Origin of the sequence: Nocardia sp. NPDC024068, assembly GCF_040638875.1 — a bacterium.
In the GTDB taxonomy this organism is placed as follows: domain Bacteria; phylum Actinomycetota; class Actinomycetes; order Mycobacteriales; family Mycobacteriaceae; genus Nocardia.
On record NZ_JBEZYU010000005.1, the window covers coordinates 74,630 to 94,444 of the forward strand.

The following is a 19,815-nucleotide window of genomic DNA, read 5'->3' on the forward strand; positions in this document are numbered from 1 at the left end:
ATGATCGAGCTCTGGGGTCCGCTGCAGCACCTTTCCTGGCTTGCGGGTGTGGAATGGCCCCAGGGCAACGAAGACGAGATGTGGGGGCTGGGCGGCGACTGGCGCAATGCGGCCGACTCCCTCGAGGACATCGTCTCCGACATCATGTCCGCGAAAAGCGCTTCGCTGTACGCGTATCCGGAGGGCGACGGCGTCGAAGAGATGATCAAGGCTTTCGACAGCCTCATCTCCGGTGACGGTTCCGACAAAGATCAATCGGTACCGAAACTGGCCGGCTACTTCCGGCAACTCGGCGATTCGGCGTACGAGACCGGCACCGAGATCGAATACACCAAGTTGATGTACATCTCGTCGCTGGTGCTCCTGGCGGCGGAAATCGCGGCGGCCTGGATCTTTCCTCCCACGGCGCCCGCGGTCACGGCGGCGGCGGTCGCGATCACCCGGGTGGCGGTGCGCATCCTGGGGCAGCGGGTGATGCAGGCGATCTTCCGAATCGTCGCCAACAAATTCGTGAGCTTCATGATGCGGCATGTCGCCATCGATACGATTCTGGGAACAATCCAGGAAGTCGGAATCCAGGCCTATCAGGTCGAGGCGGGGCATCGACCGGATTTCAACCTCGGCCAGATCGCAGTCACGGTGGTCAGTTCCGCCGCCGGCGGCGCGGCGGCCGGCCCGGTGGGCGATGTGCTCGGCAACGCGCTGCGGAACGAGACCGGCGGCATGCTGCGCAATTACGTGAACGGCGCGATCACCGGAACTGTCGCGGGTTTCACCGGCGGACTGGCGGGCACCATGGCCGCCATCCCCACCCAATTCGCGGTGATCTGGGCCCAGGAGGGCTTCACCGCCGAGGGCTGGGACAAGGCGATGGAACAGACCATGTCCACGCTGCCCCAGCAGTTCGGTCCGCTGGCGCTGGTCTCCGGAGCCACCAACGGCCTGGCCTCCGGTGTGAGCAAGGTGGGCGCGAACCACTTCTACAGCAGCCGGGGCATCGGCCAGTTCAGCGAGGGCTATCGCAACGAGTTCGGCGACCGCTCCTTCATGGACCGCATCAACGAGGTGGTCAACGGGCCCGGTACCCGGGTGGGCGGACTGCCGCCGGGCGGTGGTGACGGTTCGGGTGGCCTGGGCGGCGACGACGGGACGCAGACCAGCAGCCCGGCACGAAATCCGAACGGTCCGTCGGCGGGGCTCGGTGAGGACGGTTCCCGAGCGAACGGGCACCACGGCGCGCCGGGGTTGGATACGAATACGGACAACGGCGCCGCGAACGATCCGGCCGATACCGGCGGATCGGGTCCGGATAGTTCCGGGGAGGCGCCGGGCACCTCGCCGGCCGGTAACGAAGACGGTCCCGGATCGGGGGCCGACGGTGATACCGGATCCGAGTCCGGCCCGAGCCGGACCGATACGGATTCCGAGGGGACCGGTGACCCGGGGACCAACGGTGACTCGGGATCCAACCGCGATTCCACCAACGGCGAGTCGTCCAACGGTCAGTCCTCCAACGGGCAGCCGTCGGCCCCGGTGTCCGATTCGGACACTTCGAGCGGGAGCACCGACCGCGGCGGGGGCAGCGAACAGACCGACTCCGGCGCCGGGAGCGTGGATCGCAACGGGTCGGAGGATCGCACCGGCGCGGTCGCCGATTCCGATTCGGACGCGCCGCGGGACCGGTCCGAGGATCCGGATATCGTCACCGGTCAACAGGACAGCGCGAGCGACACCACCCAGAATTCCGATCGCGATTCGGCCGGAAGCGACTCCGGCGCGAATGGTTCCCCCACCGCGACTCCCCGCTCTGATTCGCCGCCGCCGATTGTGGGCGCGCCCGTGGCCGGAGCGCCGGCGGGTGGCCCGACTCCGCCGGCCGGTGCGATCCCGTCCGCTACCCCCGGTACTCCGGCGCCCGGCTCGGCGCCCGCCGCCCCCGGGTCGACGGCGGGCGGGTCGAGTCCGGCAGCGCCGGGTTCCACCAACACGCCCGGCGGAACCGGCGATACGCGGGCACCGGCCGGAACTCCGGGTGATTCGCGATCGTCCGGGAGTTCCGACGGGCCGTCGCGCGCGCGTCCGGGTGACCGGGCCGGCGCCGCCGATCGGGCGCCCTACCCCGGGACCGACGGGAACCGGATCCGGGCCGGGCGCACCGATTCCGAGGCCCCCGGCGCGAACAACCGGCAGAACGAAGACGGGCAGGATACGAACACTCGGCGGCAGCCTGGCGATGTCGGCGACGGGCGGATCGGGCCCGAAGATGTGGTGCCGCTGCCCACGCCCGTGGGTGACCCCGCCGATACTTCGTCATCGCGACGGGACAGCGAATCCCGTACCTCCAACCGGGGTCCGGAATCCCGGACCACCCGCCGCGACGAGGCTCGACCCGACGACGAGGCCGAGCGCTCGCCCGACGATCCCGATGACCTGGACGATCCCGATGGGCCCGATGACCCGGACGACTCCGGAGATCGGAACCCGGACGAGCCGGAGGATGCCCAGAACCCGGACAATCGCGGCGAGTGCGCCCGTCTCACGCTGGACGAACTGCAGGCGGAGACCGGAAGCGACCGGATCAGGCCGCCCGCGGAGCCCAGTGGACCCGAGGGTATGTCGCGCGCCGAAATCCAGGATGCGCTGGGCGGGAATCTCTACGACTACCCCGATCAGGGCCCGGATCGGGCCCGGCACCAGGCGGTCGCCGACGAACTGATGCGTCTGGCGGCGCGCACCGATCCGCGCCTGGTGGCGGCGGGTAAGGGTCCGCGCGCCTTCGTGATCGACGAGTACGCGGGCGCGGCCGACGAACACGGTGTCGGCGCGCACGCCTATTCGATGACGGTGCGGATGGACCCGCTCACCGGCGAATATCGCATCGAGGTGTCCGATCCGGCGGCTTCCCGCCGGCGCGGCTTCCCGCCGGACGCTCCCGCCGAGGTCCGCCGGGTTTCGGCGACACTACTGGACGGCGCCGGCCGTGTCGTCCGCCCGACCGGACACGACGGCCGCATCCGGCCTTCGTCCGAGCAGTACCTGCGCCACGGCCGCAACGATTTCGACGAGAATCGGCAACGCCGGGAAACCGAGGAGCAGTACACCGCGCGCCGGGACGCGGAGGCGGCCGATCTGCGGTCCCGGCTCGACCGTCTGAGCGGGCAGTACCTGCGTGCGATGGCGGATCAGGTCGGCGAGAACGGCCCCTCTCCACTCGCCGACCGGTTCCGTGATCGCGCGGACGAAGCCGATCGCAGGGCCGAGCAGCACCGGGCGGACGCGGACGACCGCTGGGACGAGGCCCGCCGTAAACCCAAGACCCGGATCTCGGACCGGCCCGTCGATGATTCCGCCCCGCCCACCCGGGACGAGGATTCGCCGGACGACAACGAAGGGCGCCGCGGGGACGACGAGGATCGCCGGGACGATGAGTCCGACGAGGAGAGTGCGGGTCGCCGGGACGAGGAGAACGGCGCCGGTCGCCGAGACGACGAGGACGGTACGGGTCGGAGGGCCGACGAGAACGGCCCCGGTCGCAGGGACGACGAGAACGGCGCCGGTCGCCGAGACGACGAGGACGGTACGGATCGGAGGGACGACGAGAACGGCCCCGGTCGCAGGGACGACGAGGACGGTGCCGGTCGCCGGGACGATGAAGAGGGCGGGGACGCGCGGCGGGCGCCACCGGAATCCGGAACCGACGCCGGTCGTTATCGGTCCGACCAGGATGGTGACCCCACTTACCGCGACTCCGCCGATCCGGCCCGGGATTCGACCGACGGTCCGGCGGATCCGGGCGCGGATGCGGTGCACCGGCCGGGCATTCCGGCCGACGACGAGTGGTCGGGCCTCGGCCCCGCGGAGATCGGGCGGCGGCTGGCCGGTGAACTGCGGCAACTCACCGGGAACTTCGATTTCGAGGTGCGTGGCTTCGACGATCCCGAGCTCGATGCCGATGTCCTGGGGGAGTACGCCCGGGCGATGGTCGATATGTTCCGCCGGTTCCCGGGGCCCACGGTTGTGCGGATCGACATCGAGACGAATGTCGGTGGGTACGACTGGGATACGTTCAGCAGGGTCGACGTCGTGATCGGCTCGGGCGGCCGGCAGGCCACAATCGGGTTCAGCCGTGAATACGCGCTCGGGGCCGAACGCTTCCACTGGGTTGCCGGTGCTGTCGATTCGGGTGCATTGCCTTCGGGAATGGGCGAGCGCCCGGCCTACGCGGCGGCCGTGCGGGCATTCGGCGAGGCAGTCAACAGTGCGACCGGCCACTCGCCTTCCAGCAAGGCATCCGTCCTCGCCCACCGACTGCTCGTCGGGCGTTTCTTCACCAGCACGGACAGCGAGTGGAGTTCGGCCGCTTACCACACGTGGCTGCGCACCGAGGTCGGCGAATGGGGCACCCGGGTCGAGCGCCATCCCGCAACGGTGTTGGGGTCGGCATTCGCCGATGTCGTCCTGCGGGGCCGGGAAAATGTGACCGAGCAGGTGCGGGCTCTCTATGACCTGCTGTTCGCGCAGGACGGCGTGGAGCCCAGGCTCCCCGCCGGGGAAGAGCTGTCCGTCGACCGGTTGTCCGAGTTGGACTGGGCACTGCGTTTCGGGGCGCCCGTGGACGAGTGGTCGCGATTGTCCGGGGCCGAGGTCGGTGATCGGTTGCAGGAGGTGATGCGGGAACTCACCGGTAATCACCGGTTCCGGGTGTCCGGATTCGGCCCCGAGGTGCATCCGGAGATCGCTCGGGAATTCGCACGGGCGATCACCGATATCTACGCCCGGTTCCCGCAGCCCGACCTGCGCAGTGTGGCGTTTGCCGATTTGGGCAGCCGGGTGATGGGCGAGTCCAGGTTGGGTGTGAACTACTCGCGGCGGGGATACCCGGCCGAGTACATCCACTTCGATCTGCCCCTTGCGACCGCGCCCCGGCCCTTCCTCAAGCTCGTGAAGGAAAGCACGGACAGCAGGTTCCACTACTCCAGTGCCCTGGGCCGGCCCGTGTACGCGACGATCCTGCACGAGTTCGGGCACACACTCGACTTCGCCGGTATGCGGCACGCGGCGCGCACTCTCGACAAAGTACTGCTGGAGTACTACTCGAGCAACGATCTCGGCGAGCAGTCGGTCGAGGGATATCTGGACTGGCTGGCACAGAACCTCAGCGGTTACAGCCTGCACCGGGACGGCCGGCTCAGGCCCGCCGAGGCGCTGGCGGAGGCATTCCAGCATGTGGAAATCGTCGGCCGCGATACTGCCGGCCCGGTGGTGTCGCTGATCTACGACACATTGCTGGCCGCGGTGCCGCGGACCGCGGACCGCGGTTTCGCGGGCCGGCTGGCCGATCACGTCCGGGACGTGGGTCTCCGGGGGCTGGTGTTCCGGAACCAGTCCACCGCAGGGGATCCGGCCGGGGGCACAGTGCCCGATCGCGGGCCGGACGCCGAACGCCCGGTGCCGACGCCGACTTCTACACCCGGCGATGCCACCGGCCGGGATGCCGGCGATCCCGTCTACCGCGATTCCCGCGGCCGCTCGCATCATCGCGGTGATCCGCCGAATACTTATCGCGACAAAGACTTCCGACTCCGCGACCAGCACGGCTGGGTGCCCGATCCGCTGGCGGAGGGGAGCGGGTACCGGTACCGGGCGCAACCGGGGGAGGCGGAACCGTTCCGGGTCACCGACGTCGAGGTGGCCGACCGGCTCGGCGCCGTATCCGAGGCTCGGCTGGCGCTGCAGGCCGAACGCGATCGCGTCGTGGCCGAACTCGAGGCACTGGCGGTCGAGGTGGGGCTCATCGCGCGGATCGACCTCGCGGATCTGCGGTATCTCACCCCGAACAAGATCGAGGCCGAGATCTCCTACGAACAGCAGCTGGTCCTGCACGACGAGGGACTCACCGAGGACGAGCGATCCGCGCGCCTGGCCGCGATCGACGATCTGCACGCACGGGCCGACCGGTATCGGGATCTGGTCCGGCAGGAGGTCATCACCTCCGAGCAACTCGGAGAGATCGGCGGGCTGGCCTACGCGCTGGATCCCGGCCTGCATCCCGGCGCGATTCAGCTCACCCCGTACGAAGGCGGGAGCACTGGAAAGAACGTCGTCGATATCGCGGTCCTCGTGCCGGGGGAGCCGCCGAGGCTGCTGGTGGTCGAAGCGAAGGGAGTCGGTTCGACACTGGGCGGCTCGCGGATCGCCGACGCGCAGCAGGGTTCGCCGGAGTATCTGCGCCGCACCCTGGCCATGGACCGGAATCTGGCGACCCTGCTGACCGAGACCCCAGCACAGATGCGGGCGCGCGGTATCGATCCCGGCAGCGATACCGGGCGGGCGCTGGCCCGGGCCCGCGACGAACTGCTCACCGCACATCACAACGGCACCCTGGAAGTCGAATACCACCAGGTCCGGACCGCGGCCGACGGCGATATCACGGTCCGCCGGTTCGACCTCGAGCGCGACGGTGTCCCGGTCCGCGTCGATGTCATCGGCGAAATCCGCTCCGACGCGTCGACCGGTTCCGTCGACCGGGGCCGTGTGCCCGGCGCCGGCGATACGAGCCCCATCCCGAAAATCGGGGATACGCAACCGATTCCGCGGGTCGACGATCAGACCGGGCCGATACCGCGGGCCGACGACGACACCGGGCCGATTCCACGAGTCGACGACACCCCGTCGCCCGGAGCGAACGACGACACCGGCCCGATTCCACGGGTCGATGACACCGGGCCGGTTCCGGTTCCCCCCTCGGACGCCGAAGTCCTCGGCGCCCCGGAACACGACTCGTGGTCGGATCTCAACTCCGAGGAGGTCGGCGAGCGGCTGCGCGACGAACTGCGCGCCCTCACCGGTAATCCGCGGTTCCGGGTCTACGGGTTCGACCGTCCGGAGGTGCACCCGGAGGTCGCGCGCGAGTACGCGCGAGCGCTGGTCGATATGTTCACCTCCCACCCTGCCGCGCAGCTGAACGCAGTGGGCTTCCGGGAGATGAAACCGGGCGTGTTCGGCCATACCCGCTGGGTGCTCGACAACGGCGTGCGGCGCGCGGACGCGATCGAGTTCAACCCGGACATGGCCCGCAATCCGGCGGCCGTGCGGCGCGGCACCGACTACAACGCCGATAGCGGCTGGTTTCCGGAAGTGGTGCGGGACCGTCCCGCTTATGCGCGGGCCGTGCACGAATTCGGGCATGTCCTCGACGCGCTCGGCGGGCACCGCGCGCGCGAGGATGCCAACGGCGCCCTGATGCGGCGCTTCTTCGAACTGCATCCGGATGCCACCGGCCTGGACGACTATTTCACCTGGCTGCGTGAATCGCTGAGCGGGTACAGCTTCCATCGGGACGGCCCGCAGCTGAACCCGGCGGAGGCGCTGGCGGAGGCGTTCCTGGCGGTCTCGCTCGGCCGGCCCGACCCTGACGGGTGGCCCGCCCACGACCAGGACTCGCCGGCCGGGATCCTCCACGACCTGCTGCTCCGGTCGGCCGGTGTCGAACCGCCGCGGGCGGATTTCGGCTGGTTCACCGACACCACGCTCGGAGAACCGCCGCCTGGTACGGAGGGCATGCTCCCACCCGGAACCGGCGGGTGGGATGCTGGAACGTACCGGGACGGTTCTCCCGATGGTGCGGGCGACCCGACTCCCGAAGACGGCCGGCCGGACGCCGCCGACCGGGATGCATTGGATCTGACGCGTTCGCCGGACGGCGAACTGCACGGCTGGCGATATGCCCATGATGCCGACGCCGCCCAGGTGCGGGAACTGCTGTCGCACAGTCGAGTGGGACGTGAAGCGCTGCGGGTTCTGCGGGAGGCCGGGGCGACGATCCGGTTCGAGGAGCCGGGAGCGGATCCGAGCCGCGCGGACGAATTCAACGGCCGGACGATGGAGGTGTTCATCGGGGCGAACGGCCGCAGCCAGGTCGGCCGGGCGGCGGCGGTGATTCGTGCGGCGGTACTCGCGGAGGCGGTAGTGCAGGGCCGGGTGGAGATCACCCCGCCCGGAGTCCGCGCGCTCGAGGGATCCGACCCCGCGGCGGCCCGGGCGCGGGTGGAGGCCGAGGCGTTCGGCAGGCAGGCCGAATTCCATCGGGAGATGAGCCGGGCCGGATACGAGCCGGCGGCACCGGGTGTCGCCGATCCGGTGGCGGCCGCACTTCGCCGCGAACTGGAGAACGCGTACCTGGCCGCGTATGACGCCGCCGTCCGATACGCCACCGACGGTGTCCCCTACGACCCCAACGCCGCATCCCTGCATCGGTTCGCGGCCGCCGAGGCCGCGACGGCACTCCTGTCGAATCCGCTGTTCGACTCCTCGGACCTACCGGCGCCCGGCCCGGCGCGGCCGGACGGAGCCGACGCGACGCAGGTCAGGGCGCCGAAGCCGGTGGGTATGGACGAATACATCCCGTCGTCACGCAGCGCGGCGCGCGAGGTCGAGAGGCTTGTCCGGGAACAGGCCGGTATGGCGCGCGAGCTCCGCGGCATCGAAGACGCCTGGGATCGGGCGGCCCAGCGGCTGCGTGCGGAACTCGGTCTGCCTCCTGCTCTCGAAAATGGCACCCGTAGTGCGGTTCTCGACGATCTGGCCATGCGGGCGAGGCTGTCGTCGAACCCCCGCGTCGCCGCCGATATCCGGTTGCTCACCGGGCTGTCCGACGAGCGCACCCGAGTGAGCGGAGTACGAGACGGTCTGCTCGAGCAGATCAGGACGGCAGTCGCCCGGGATATCCCCGGTGCCACCACTCGGGTCGACGGCGCCGGACCGGAGCGGATCCGGATCCATATCGACGATTCCGGGGTGGTGTCGGTCGGCCGCGAGACCGGTTCCGTCCGCGGCGATCAGCCGCCTCCCGGACCGGATACTTCTCCGTCGCCTCGCGGCAAGGCCGGTACAAACCCGGACGAACTCGCACAAGCGTTGGAGACGGCCAGGAGAAAAGCCTTCTCCGAGCTGCACGAAGCCGGTTCCCGCTCGGGGTCCTTCGGCACCGAGGGCTGGACGAAGCGAACCCTCGACCGGCACGGTGTCGAGATCGTATTCGGCGCCGAGCCGGAGGCGGGCGCGCATCGGGTACCGGGCACCCGCACCCGCCTCGGTATCGATGCGGGCTACGACCCGGTGACCCGCACCCTCACCCTGGATCCCGGTGACACTCCCGCCGAGCATGCGCGTCAGCTCGTCTACGCGGCGCGGATGGCCGATCAGTTCGCGGAGGTGGACTCCGCCGCCGAGCGGTTGAACCTGCCGCGGGACGAGTACTGCGCGCTGATGCTGGACCGGGTCGCGGAAGCGTACGCGCTGGCCTTCCGGGATCTGATCGACGTCCGGGTCCAGCGACCGAAACCGGGTCCGGGCGATCCCTTGGCCGGTATCTACGCGGACGCTTTCATCCAGGGATACCAGACCGCGAAATCCGCCTACGGTTCCCGCAAGATGCTCGGCGGCGAAGCGGGCTGGTTCTACTCGGCGGGACATCGGGCCGGGTTCCGTGCGGTGCGGGCCCATCTGGATGGTCAGGGTCCGCTGGTCGATGGGGTCCCGCTGGGTGAGCATTTCGCGGGAGTCTGGGACCGGGCGCATGGGATCTCGACGGCCGACGGCACCGAACCACCGAACCCGCAACGGATCCCGGAGGACACACCGGCGGACCGGCGGCGCCGGGCCCGCGGTCTGGCCGACGAGATCGAGGGCCTGCGGATCCTGCGTGACCTCGGTCGATACGTTCCGGAGGGGCCCGCGGAACAGGCCTACGGCAAGGCCTATGACAAGGAGCTCGCGCGCGCCCAGCGGCGCGCCGCCGGGGACGAGACACCGGAGCAGGCCGCGCGGGGCGCCGGAGTCGAGGCTCTGGAGCGTTATCTGCGCAAGACCGGCCTCGACGATGCCGAGATCGTCCAGGATGTCGTGCGCGCCATCGTCGACCGTGGCGGTGTGCCGTGGGGCAATCCCGAAGAGCTGTTCTTGCCGGGTAACCCCACTGCGGCGGATCGAGCGCGGAACTCGGCGCAGGAGGCCGATCCGGATATGCCCCGCCGGGCGGTCGACGCGGAGCTGGAACGCTTCGCTCCGCCCGAGCGGATGGGTGACCGGCCCCAGCGGCTCACCGACCGGGTGCTGCGGGTTCTGGACCCGCATCCGCGCCTGGTGATCTACGCCCGGCCCGGCGAACACGTGGATGCCCTGCACGAACTGGGCCTGCTGCACCCCGAGTACAGCGACGCACTCTGGAAACGTCCCTACGAGCTCGACTATCAGCAGGTCACGGCGGACGAAAACGGTGAACCGGTCGTCACGCCGGTCAACCGTGCCACGGCCGAAGGGCCCTACCGGAGCCGGGACTGGCTGAGCCGGCGGGACCAGATGCTCGCCCACTATCTGAGGTTCCGGTCCGAAGGGTTGACGGATCTGGGGCTCACCGACTGGTTGAAACAGCTCGGCCCCGAGGCCTTCTATACGAAAGCGGATCAGAAAGACACCCACCGGCCCCGGACTCCGGGCTCGCTCCGCGACGACTTCCTGTCCATCGGTCACGCCCGGGTCATGGCGGACGGCGATTCCCTCGGTCCGGCGCATCCGGCCCGGGTCGCCCACAATGTGCACACCCGGCAGGTTCCGGTGGGCTCCGGCGGTCCCCGGCGTCCGGGCCATCACCGGCTGGAAGTCTTCCCGTTCGGCGCCGGACACCTGTCCGTGTACCTGGAACCGGACGGGCACGGCCGCTGGCGGGTGCCCCCGCCGCTCGGGATCGAAGGTAGCCAGAACACGCTCTCCCGGTACTTCCGGGGAATGACCGCGGATACACCCGAGGCCCTGGTCAAGCGAATCGCGGGCATCCTGAACGACCCCACCGCCGCCCTCACCGCGGAGGGCAGGCCCCGCGGGCGGATGGGCCGGCTCCTGGACCGGATGCCCTTCGGTGGGGACAGACAGAACGAGAACCGGTTGCCCCCGGGAGACCGGGACGGCGGCCGCACCGACGCACCGGACTTCCTCGGAGCCGGGGACGGACAGGCTCGGCCGGCCGGGGAGGCGCCGGATCCGGTGGCGGATGCCGAACTGCTGCACGTGCCCACCGACGAATGGTCCGATCTCGAACCGGTCGAGGTGGGCCTGCGGCTGCGCGAGGTGATGCGGGATCTGGCCCATGACCCCGGGTTCGAGGTGTACGGGTTCGGATTGCCGGACCTGAATCCGACCGTCGTTCAGGATTTCGCGCGTTCCGTGGTCGAGATGTACCGGCGGTATCCCCGAGTCGATCTGCGCAGCGTCGGTATCGCGGATCTCAATGGCGCGATCGCCTTGACCAAACCGGTCACGGATCCGACGACCAAGGTCGCCCGCGCCGATACGATCGCCCTCGGATCCGAATACGCGCGCAGCCCCGAAACTCTCGTGCGCACCATCCGGGACCGGATCGACGAGGGAAACTACAACGACCACTACCTGCTGCGGCCGCTCTACGGTGTCGTCGCCCACGAGTTCGGGCACGGACTCGACTATGCGGGCCGGCGCGATGCCCAGCGGATCGTCGAGAGTGCCCTGCTGCGCTACTACGCGGAGGAGGTCGGCGGGCCGGCGCGGGGATTCCCGGATTGGATGCGCCGCGAGCTGGCCGGATACAGCTTCCGGTCCGATGGATCGCTGTCCGAGGCCGAATCGCTGGCCGAGGCTTTTGCCGAGGTCGAACTGACGCGACTGCTGCCCGAGTCGCAGCGCCCGGAGGTTCCGGAGGTGCGGCGGCTGCTGCACGACCTGCTGCTCGCCCCGCTCGCGGACACCTCGGTACCGGAGGGCTCGGGTCGTCAGCGATCCGCCGGCGACCCCGCCGGGCGGTATCGGCCGCCCGCCGGCGATCGGGCCGGGCGCGGGACCGATCCGCCGGACTTCATGGGGACCGACGACCCCGCCGGCTCCGATACCGATCCGCTCCGCGCACCGGATTCCGACGAATGGTCGGGTCTCGGCCTGGCGGAAATCGGGGACAAACTTCGCGACCATGTTCGTGCGGTGACCGGGAACCCGGATTTCGAGGTACACGGTTTCGGCTGGACACCCGCGCCCGATTCCAGGCCGCATCGATGGATGGAGGGTTATCCTTCCAGCCCGCCGGATTCGGTGGGTACCGCTCAGGTGCGCGAGTTCGCGCGCGCGGTAGCGGATTTGACGGCGCGTCATCCCGGGGTGGCGTTGCGCGGTGTGGAGATACTCCCGGGATCGCCACATGAGGCCCGGTCGATCGCCACGGTCGACGGGACGCTCCGGTTGCGCTCCGGCCGAGCCGGCTCCGATGACCGGGCCGACCCGCGTTCGACCTACCGGCATACCGCGCGGGCGTTCGCCGGAATGATCAATCGAACGACCGGCAGGTTCGCCGAGGGTTCGGTCGTGGAAGCCCTCGCTCAGCACTACTCGTACAACAGGCTGGGTGACCAGCACCGGCTGGCCTTCCTCGACTGGATGAGCAACACGCTGGACGTTTTCGACACGTCCAGTGTCAGGCGCCGGAGGTCCTCCTGGGAGCCGGATACGATCCTGGCCGACGCGTTTGCCGAGGTCGTTGTTCGCGGCCGGGACCGGGCAGCCGAGCATTTCGTTCTTCTCCACGACCTGCTCGTGGCCCAGGACGGTGTCGAGGCACGTGCCGCCGGCTTCGATCCCGACGTCAACCTGAGTCGTGTGGTCATGGTGGAGCACCCCGAATGGGTGCTGGGCGCACCGAGCAACGACGAGTGGTCCGCACTCACACCCGTGGAGGTGGCGGACAAACTGCAGGCCGAGCTGCGGGAGACGCTGGGCAATCCGGATCTGACCGTATTCGGATTCGACAGTGACGGACTACATCCGGTTGTCGTGCGCGAGATCGCGCGCGGCCTGACCGATATGGCCCGGCTGTATCCGATGGCGGATATCGACAGCATCGGGTTCGGGTACGGCTACCATTTGGCGCTCACGGTGCCCGGTCCGGACGCCGGCGACGGTATGCGGCGTTCGGCAGTCATCACGTTCGACGACCAGGCAGCGCAGGATATCGGCGAGTTCGCGATGCCGCCGATATCCACCGAGTACTACCATGCGCCGCACTCGGGTGCGCGGATCCGGCCGGCCTACACGAACGCGGTACAGCAGTGGGCGCGAGCACTGGACATCACCGGCCGGGAATCGGTGCATACGCTGGTCGACAATGCGCTGCGAGTGCACTATTCCGGCCGCAATCTCGGGGACGCGGGCGACGAGGGCTACCTGAATTGGCTGAGATCGGAGTTCAGCGGGCAGGCCTTCGAGACCAGCAACGGAGAACTGGACCACCCGTGGGCGTTGGCGGAGGCGTTCGATCAGGTCGTGACCGGTGGCCGGGACGTGGCAGGCCCGCATATGGTCCGGCTGCACGACATGCTGGTCCGGGCGGCGGACCGGAACTCGCCGAGCGCGACGGTCGGACGGTTCCTGGACCAGATCCGGTTCGCGAACGTCGGGCTGGAAACCGCCGCGTACGAGGCGATGTGGCGAGTGCTGGACAAGCCCGCACCGGTTCCCCCGCAACTGGGTGAAGCGCCACCGGCCGAGCCTGCGCCGGACCCGGATTACGGCACCCCGCCCGAGAACGGGCCGGTCGTGGACGACACCGGGCCGCAAGACGTTCCGGACTACGGCACCCGGCCGGAGGAAACGCTGCGCACGGACGATATGCGCGACGATCCCGGCGACAGAACCCCGCCGGACGGACAGGGCCCCGATCCCGGGGACAGGGGCCGGATGGCGGTGGACGATCCGGTGCCGGACGACGGCGGCGACGGTCCGCAAGACCGTGGACCGGAGCTCTCCGATACCGAACTGCTCGGCGCACCGGATACCGACGAATGGTCGGATCTGAGCCCGGAAGAGGTCGGGGAGAAGCTGCGCGACCAGATGCGGGAAGTGACCGGGAACCCCGAATTCCGGGTGTTCGGGTTCGATCTCCCCGATCTGAACCCCGACGTGGTGCGCGAATACGCCCGGGCGATCACCGATATGTACCGCGACTTCCCGCAGGCCGATATCCGCGCGATCGGTATCGGGAACCGGCGCGAGGGTGTGCTCGCCGACGCCGGTCCCGCCCTGGACCGCGACACCGGCACCATCTACACCGAGGACATCACTCTCAACTACCGGCACGCGACCGGTGCCGGCGACTTCGTCGGACAGGTTCGCCAGGGGGTGGACAACCACCAGTTCTCCCCGACCATGCTGCGGCGGCCGGTGTACGCGATGGCCGTACACGAATACGGTCACGCCCTCGACTACGCGGGCGGGTTGCGGGCGAGCAGAACCGCGGAACGGCATCTGCTGTTGCGCGCCGGCGAGGTTCCCGACGGCAATTTCGGGGAATGGTTGCGGCAGCTCAGCGGCTACAGCCTCGACGACGAAGGCATGTTGCGCGGTCACGAGGCGGTGCCCGAGGCGTTCGCCGAATACGTCATGGGCGGTGCCGATCGGGCGTCGCGCGACCGTGCGGCCATCGCTCCGATCCGGGAGCTGTACGAGCTGCTCATCCGGCACGCCGACGAGGCGACCCGCCCCGCCGGCCCCGCCCCCGACGGAACCCGCAATGCCATGGACGCCGGACGCAGGCCCGGTGACGAGGACCCGGCCCGCGACGGACCCGACGCGAGTGCGGCCGGCGGCGCGAAGAAACCCCCGGCCGGGCCGCCGGATTCCGCGGCGCCCCCGTCCGATCCGGACGGCGAGAAGTCCGGGAACCAGGACCCGGGCGACCGGGACGGGCCGATCGACCCCGATGCGATCATCCCGCCGCTGGAGATCGATATCGACGGCGAGCGCATCGCGTTCGACCTGGTGCCCGACGGCCCGGACCGCTGGCAGCTGGTACCGCGGGGTGAACTGCCCTCCGCGAACCCGGAGCGACTGGCCGCGCTGCGCCGGGAGCTGGAGGCGATCCGGCGGATGTGGCCGTACCGGGAGGTGCAGGTCAAGTACCCGTCCGGGTCCGGCTGGGACAGCCGCGGGCAGGCGGCGATCGCCGACGGAGTCGCCGGTATCCCGGATGTGGTGAACCCGGCTCCGCCGCAGCCGCCGGCCACCCCGCCGCCGGACCCGGACCAACCGGTGATCGGTCCCGCCCCGGAATCCGGTCCGCCCGATCCCACGCTGCTGCGGATCGCCCAGCAGATGCCGGTGTGGATCAGCAATCGCGAACACATCCCGCTCTTCGGCCGGCTGTCGGCGCGGATGCGCGATACCGCCGGCGAATTCCTCCCGCTGCACCCGGGCGACGGCGCGGAATACCAGCCGTGGCTCACCGACGGCACGCTCGGCGCCGCCCGCGACCAGCTGCTCGCCGATCTGGATTCGCGGCGGATCACCCCCGCGGCGGCCCTGCGGGATCTGCTGACGGTGGCCGGCCGCCTCGACGCCGAGCCCGGGCAGCAGCAGCGGATTCTCGGCGAACTGCGCGATCGTGGCGTGATCTCCGACGACGAAGCCGAGGCGCTGACCGACGCGCTGGCCGAGGAGCGGGATCTGCGGGGCGCGGAGCTGCCGGTCGGCCCGCCGGTCGACGGTGAGAGTCTGCTGGACGCGGCCCGGCGGCTACTCGATATCGAGCTGCCTGACGACAGCCCGGAAACGCTGGCCCGGGTCATCGACGAACAGCAGTACCGGGTGGCTCGCGCCACCGGCGCCATCGAGGGTCTGGCCGGTGCGGTCCGGCGGTACCTCATCGAACAGCACCTTCCGTACACCACGCTGGACGCACCGCCGGCGGCCGATACCGAACGGGGACTGCCGCACTCGGGTGCACCGGACGAGGTGGCGGGACCGCGGCGCCCTTCCGAGGAAGAGCCCGGAGATCCCGACTTCTTCGACGATGATCTCGACGACACCGGCCCGCGGCCGCGCCCCGGCCGGTTCGCCGACCCCGACCCGGCCGGACGGCCGGTTCCGTTCCTCGACGAGGTCAGCTTCATCGACCAGAACCCGATGGGCCGGTTCCTGCTCGAGATACTCGCCGCCTTCGGTCACGAGCCGGGCCTGCTCGGCCTGCTGCCGGTGGAGAACGGCGCGGATCAGGTCCCGATGTGGGGCGACGGCTACGAACTGGGCCGGGACCAGGGGCTGCGCCGCTTCTTCGAGAACGCGCTGCGGCGCGATCAGATCCGGGACGAGCTGGCGAGCTGGGCCGCCATGCGGGACCTGTCGCTCGAGGATCTGCTGAACGACCCGGAGAGCCTGCTCGACCGGTTGCGGGCCGAGAATGTGGCCCGATCGCGGCGGGTCGCCGAATTCGTCGATCTGGCCAGGCGCACCCTGCCCGACCCGGAACTCGGTGATCCGGTGGGCGATCTGCTGGGCCGGCAGATCGTGCGGGTACCGGGTGGGGACGGGCAACCGGACCGGCTGGTCGTGGTGGACGGACCGCGCTATCGCGATCAGGTCCTGGCCGACGCCCTCGCCGCCGATCGCGCACTGCAGCGCCGGCTCGACACCGGGGAACTGGTTCTCGACTACCGGACCGCCCGGCAGGACTGGACCGGCGATACCGTTCTCGATCCCGCGCCGATTCCCCCGATGCGGTATCTGCGGGAAACGATCCTCGGCCGCGAACTCGAGGTGCTGCTGGTCCGCGACGAGAACGGTTCGTGGCGGCAGGTCATCGGCTCGCCGGAGGACCATCGGGCCGCGCTCGGCGATCCGCCGCCGCGGCCGCTGCCGCAGGTGGCCGCCGATATCGTCGATGTGCTGCGCGAACTCGGCTTCGGCCCCGGCGACGTAGTGCCCGAGAACGTCCACCGGGTCGTCGCCGATCTGCTGCTGGACAACGCGGTCCGGGCGGTGCAGCTGGAGGCACTCGCCGATTTCATCCGCTCGGCCACCGATATCGAGCTCTTCAACGAACTCACCGATGCGCGCAGCCATCTCGCGACGCGCTTGGGTCTCGACCTCGCACCGGACCCGGACGCCCCGGAACGTGCGCTGACGCCGAAAACCCTCGCGGATGGCCTGGCCGACCGCGCGCGGCGCCGCGCGCTGCGTGCTCAGCGCTTCGCCGATCTCGCCGATTACGCGAAACGGCTCCGCGAGATCGACGCGGCCGCGGTCGACGCGGCACGTGACCGGCTGGCCCGGCGATTGGTCTCCGAAGAGCTGGGGCAGAAGATGTCCAGTCGGCGGGCCGCCGAGCGGGCCGGGGTCCATCGCCGGATCGCGGCCCTGCTGCCGCCCGGATACGTCGACGGGCCGAACGGTCGCCGGGTGTTCGCGGTGGATCCCGGCGGGCTGGATCCGAAGAAGCTGTTCCAGGTGATCCGGCGGCTCGAACGCGACGGCCGGGGCGACCTGGTGCGCGAAGCTCTCGGCGAATTCGCGCAAGCCTTGTTCGATATCGACCCCTTCGCCGACGTCCCCCGCGGTGACCGCGCCGCCGACCCGCGTGTCGCCGACGGGCGGTTCCCCATGCACGACCGCGAGGCGATGCGCGGGTTGCGTGACCTGATCGCCGAAGCCGTCCGGACCTTCGGCGCCGACGATTTCGCGCGGGCGGTCGCCGACGCCGCCGCGCGACCAGACAGCCATCGGATTCCCGACGACGACCCGGGCCGGCGGCCCACCGCGAACCGGGACTGGGCGCGACTGGTCGGTGTCGACCTCACCGATGCCGACGACGCGACCTTCGTCAAGATCTACGAGGCCTATCGCGACGGCCGAATCGAGAATCACGAAGGACTGAATCCCCGGGAACTCGCCGCCGAACTCGACCGGCTGCGCCGAGAGGTTCGCGACCGGGCGGAGCGGATCAAATCCCTCGCGCGGCTGTTCGACGAATTCGCGCGCGCCGGGCGGCCCGGCGTTCCGCCCGCCGAGAACGGGCAGCTGGAGAACGGAGCCGGGGATCCGGCGGCGCCCGGGGGGCCGCCGCATACCGGACCCGGAGACGGCGCAGAGTCTCCGCTCGGACCGCCACTCGCGCCGGGTGACGGGGATACCGGTGACGGGCGAGAGGCCCCCGCCGCACCCGCCGAACAAGGGACGTCACCCGGGGATCCGGGCCCGGAGACCGGCGACAGCGGAGACGGCAGCGGAAAACCGCCCGGCCCGCCACCGGCCTCACCGGACGACCCCGGCGATACCGATCCCGCGCTGCCGGATTCGCATGCGGAACTCATGGACTGGATCGAGCTGCGCCGGGCCGAGATCGCCGTCGACGCCGCGCGTGACGAATTGGCGTGGGCGCGCCGTCAAGCGACCGACCGGCCCGGCGACGAATTACTGCGGTTCCGCGCCGAACAGGCGGAGCGGCAACTCGGTTACGCCCGCGAACGCCTCGACCGGCTCCGGCTCACCCAGGTGGATCGGGCCGCGTGGAGAGCGCGGATGGACGCCGGCAGCGCGCGGTTCCTGGCCGATATGGAACCGGACAACTGGCTCGCCGGCCAGCGCGCCGAACTGGCCGAATGGGTCGCGCGGATGGCCGCGGACCGGGCCCGCTGGTGGCAGGAGATGCTGGGCGGTCCCGGCGGCGACGACAACCCGCCCGGCCCCCCGCCCGGCGATTCGGGCCCGGACTCCGATTCCGGGCCCCGGCCCGCCGGCCCGAAGCCGGATTCCGGCCCCGAGGGCAGTCCGAAATCGGAGCCGGCCGAAGCGGGCGATACGAGCGACCCGGTCGCCGATCCCGCACCCGAAGGGCCCGAACCCGAAGACAAGGGCGGTAAGCCCGAGCTCGAGGGTGAGCAGCCGCCGGTTGAGGGTGAGCAGCCGCCGGTTGAGGGTGAGCAGCCGCCGGTTGAGGGTGAGCAGCCGCCGGTTGAGGGTGAGGAGAACGAGCGCGGTTCCCGGCCGCACGAACTGCTCGCCGATGCTCTGGTCGACGCGGTCGCGCGATGCGATGAACTGCGGGCCCGGATCGACGAACTCGCCGCTGCGCTGCGCACACGGGTGGACGACGGCGCATTCGCCGACGACCGGATCGCGGAGACCCTGCGCGATCTGCGCGCCCGCGACCTGGATACCGCGGACCGCGGGCTGGTCGACCGGATCGGTGACCTCGCGCCCCGCCTCCTGCACGCTCAGGAGGAGGTACGCCGGATCACCGGCCGGATCGAATACGACCGGCTCGCCGGGGAGCGGCAGGGCGTCACCCGGGAACGGGAATTCTTGCGGGCCAAGATCACCGACCGGGCCCGTAATCTTCGCCTGCCGGACCCGGCCGGCTGGGCCGATCTCGGGCCGGATGCGCGGGAGCAGATCATTCTGCGCCTCGACCAGGAGGCCGGCTACGACTCGGTCGAGGTCGGTGCCGGGATCGATGAGGTGCCGTCGCGCGTCCGCAACCCGGTCGGCGAACAGGAACGGCAGCATCGCCGGGAGCTGATCCGCAAACTGATCGCCCAGACCGCGGAGTTCGACGAACTCGGCTCCCGCCTGCGGGAACTGGACCGCCGGATCGCGGGAATGGAAAAGGATCAGAAGTTCCTCGACCGGCCCCGCCCCGCCGAAGTGACCGCCGAACTGGAGCGGCTCGCGCGCGAACGAGCGGCCGAACTCCAGCGGATCAAACCACGCCGGGCCATGCGCGACGATCTGGCCCGCCGGCTCGGGCGGGTGGACGACAACGACGACCCGGACGCGTTGCTGGGGCCCGGGGAACTGGACGCGGCGCTGCGGGACCTGCGCGAGCGCGCGTTCCAGGATTTCCGCGCGGGCAACCTGCGGCCCTCGCAGTACCAGCGGCGGCTGCTGCGGATCGACGCCTTGGCCGACGCGGCCCAGGACGTGAACGAGGCCCATCATCGGATCGGCCGGCTACAGGACGAAATGGCC

At 70.3% G+C, this 19,815-nt stretch carries 1 protein-coding gene (running past one end of the window); it reads left to right on the forward strand.

The annotated features are described in order from the left end of the window. Nucleotides 1-19,815 carry the 5' portion of a hypothetical protein gene (locus AB0F41_RS08480; protein ID WP_357422124.1) on the forward strand. It continues 8,250 nt past the right edge of the window, so 19,815 of the gene's 28,065 nt are visible here — the first part of the coding sequence; its start codon is at nucleotides 1-3; its stop codon lies beyond the right edge, outside the window.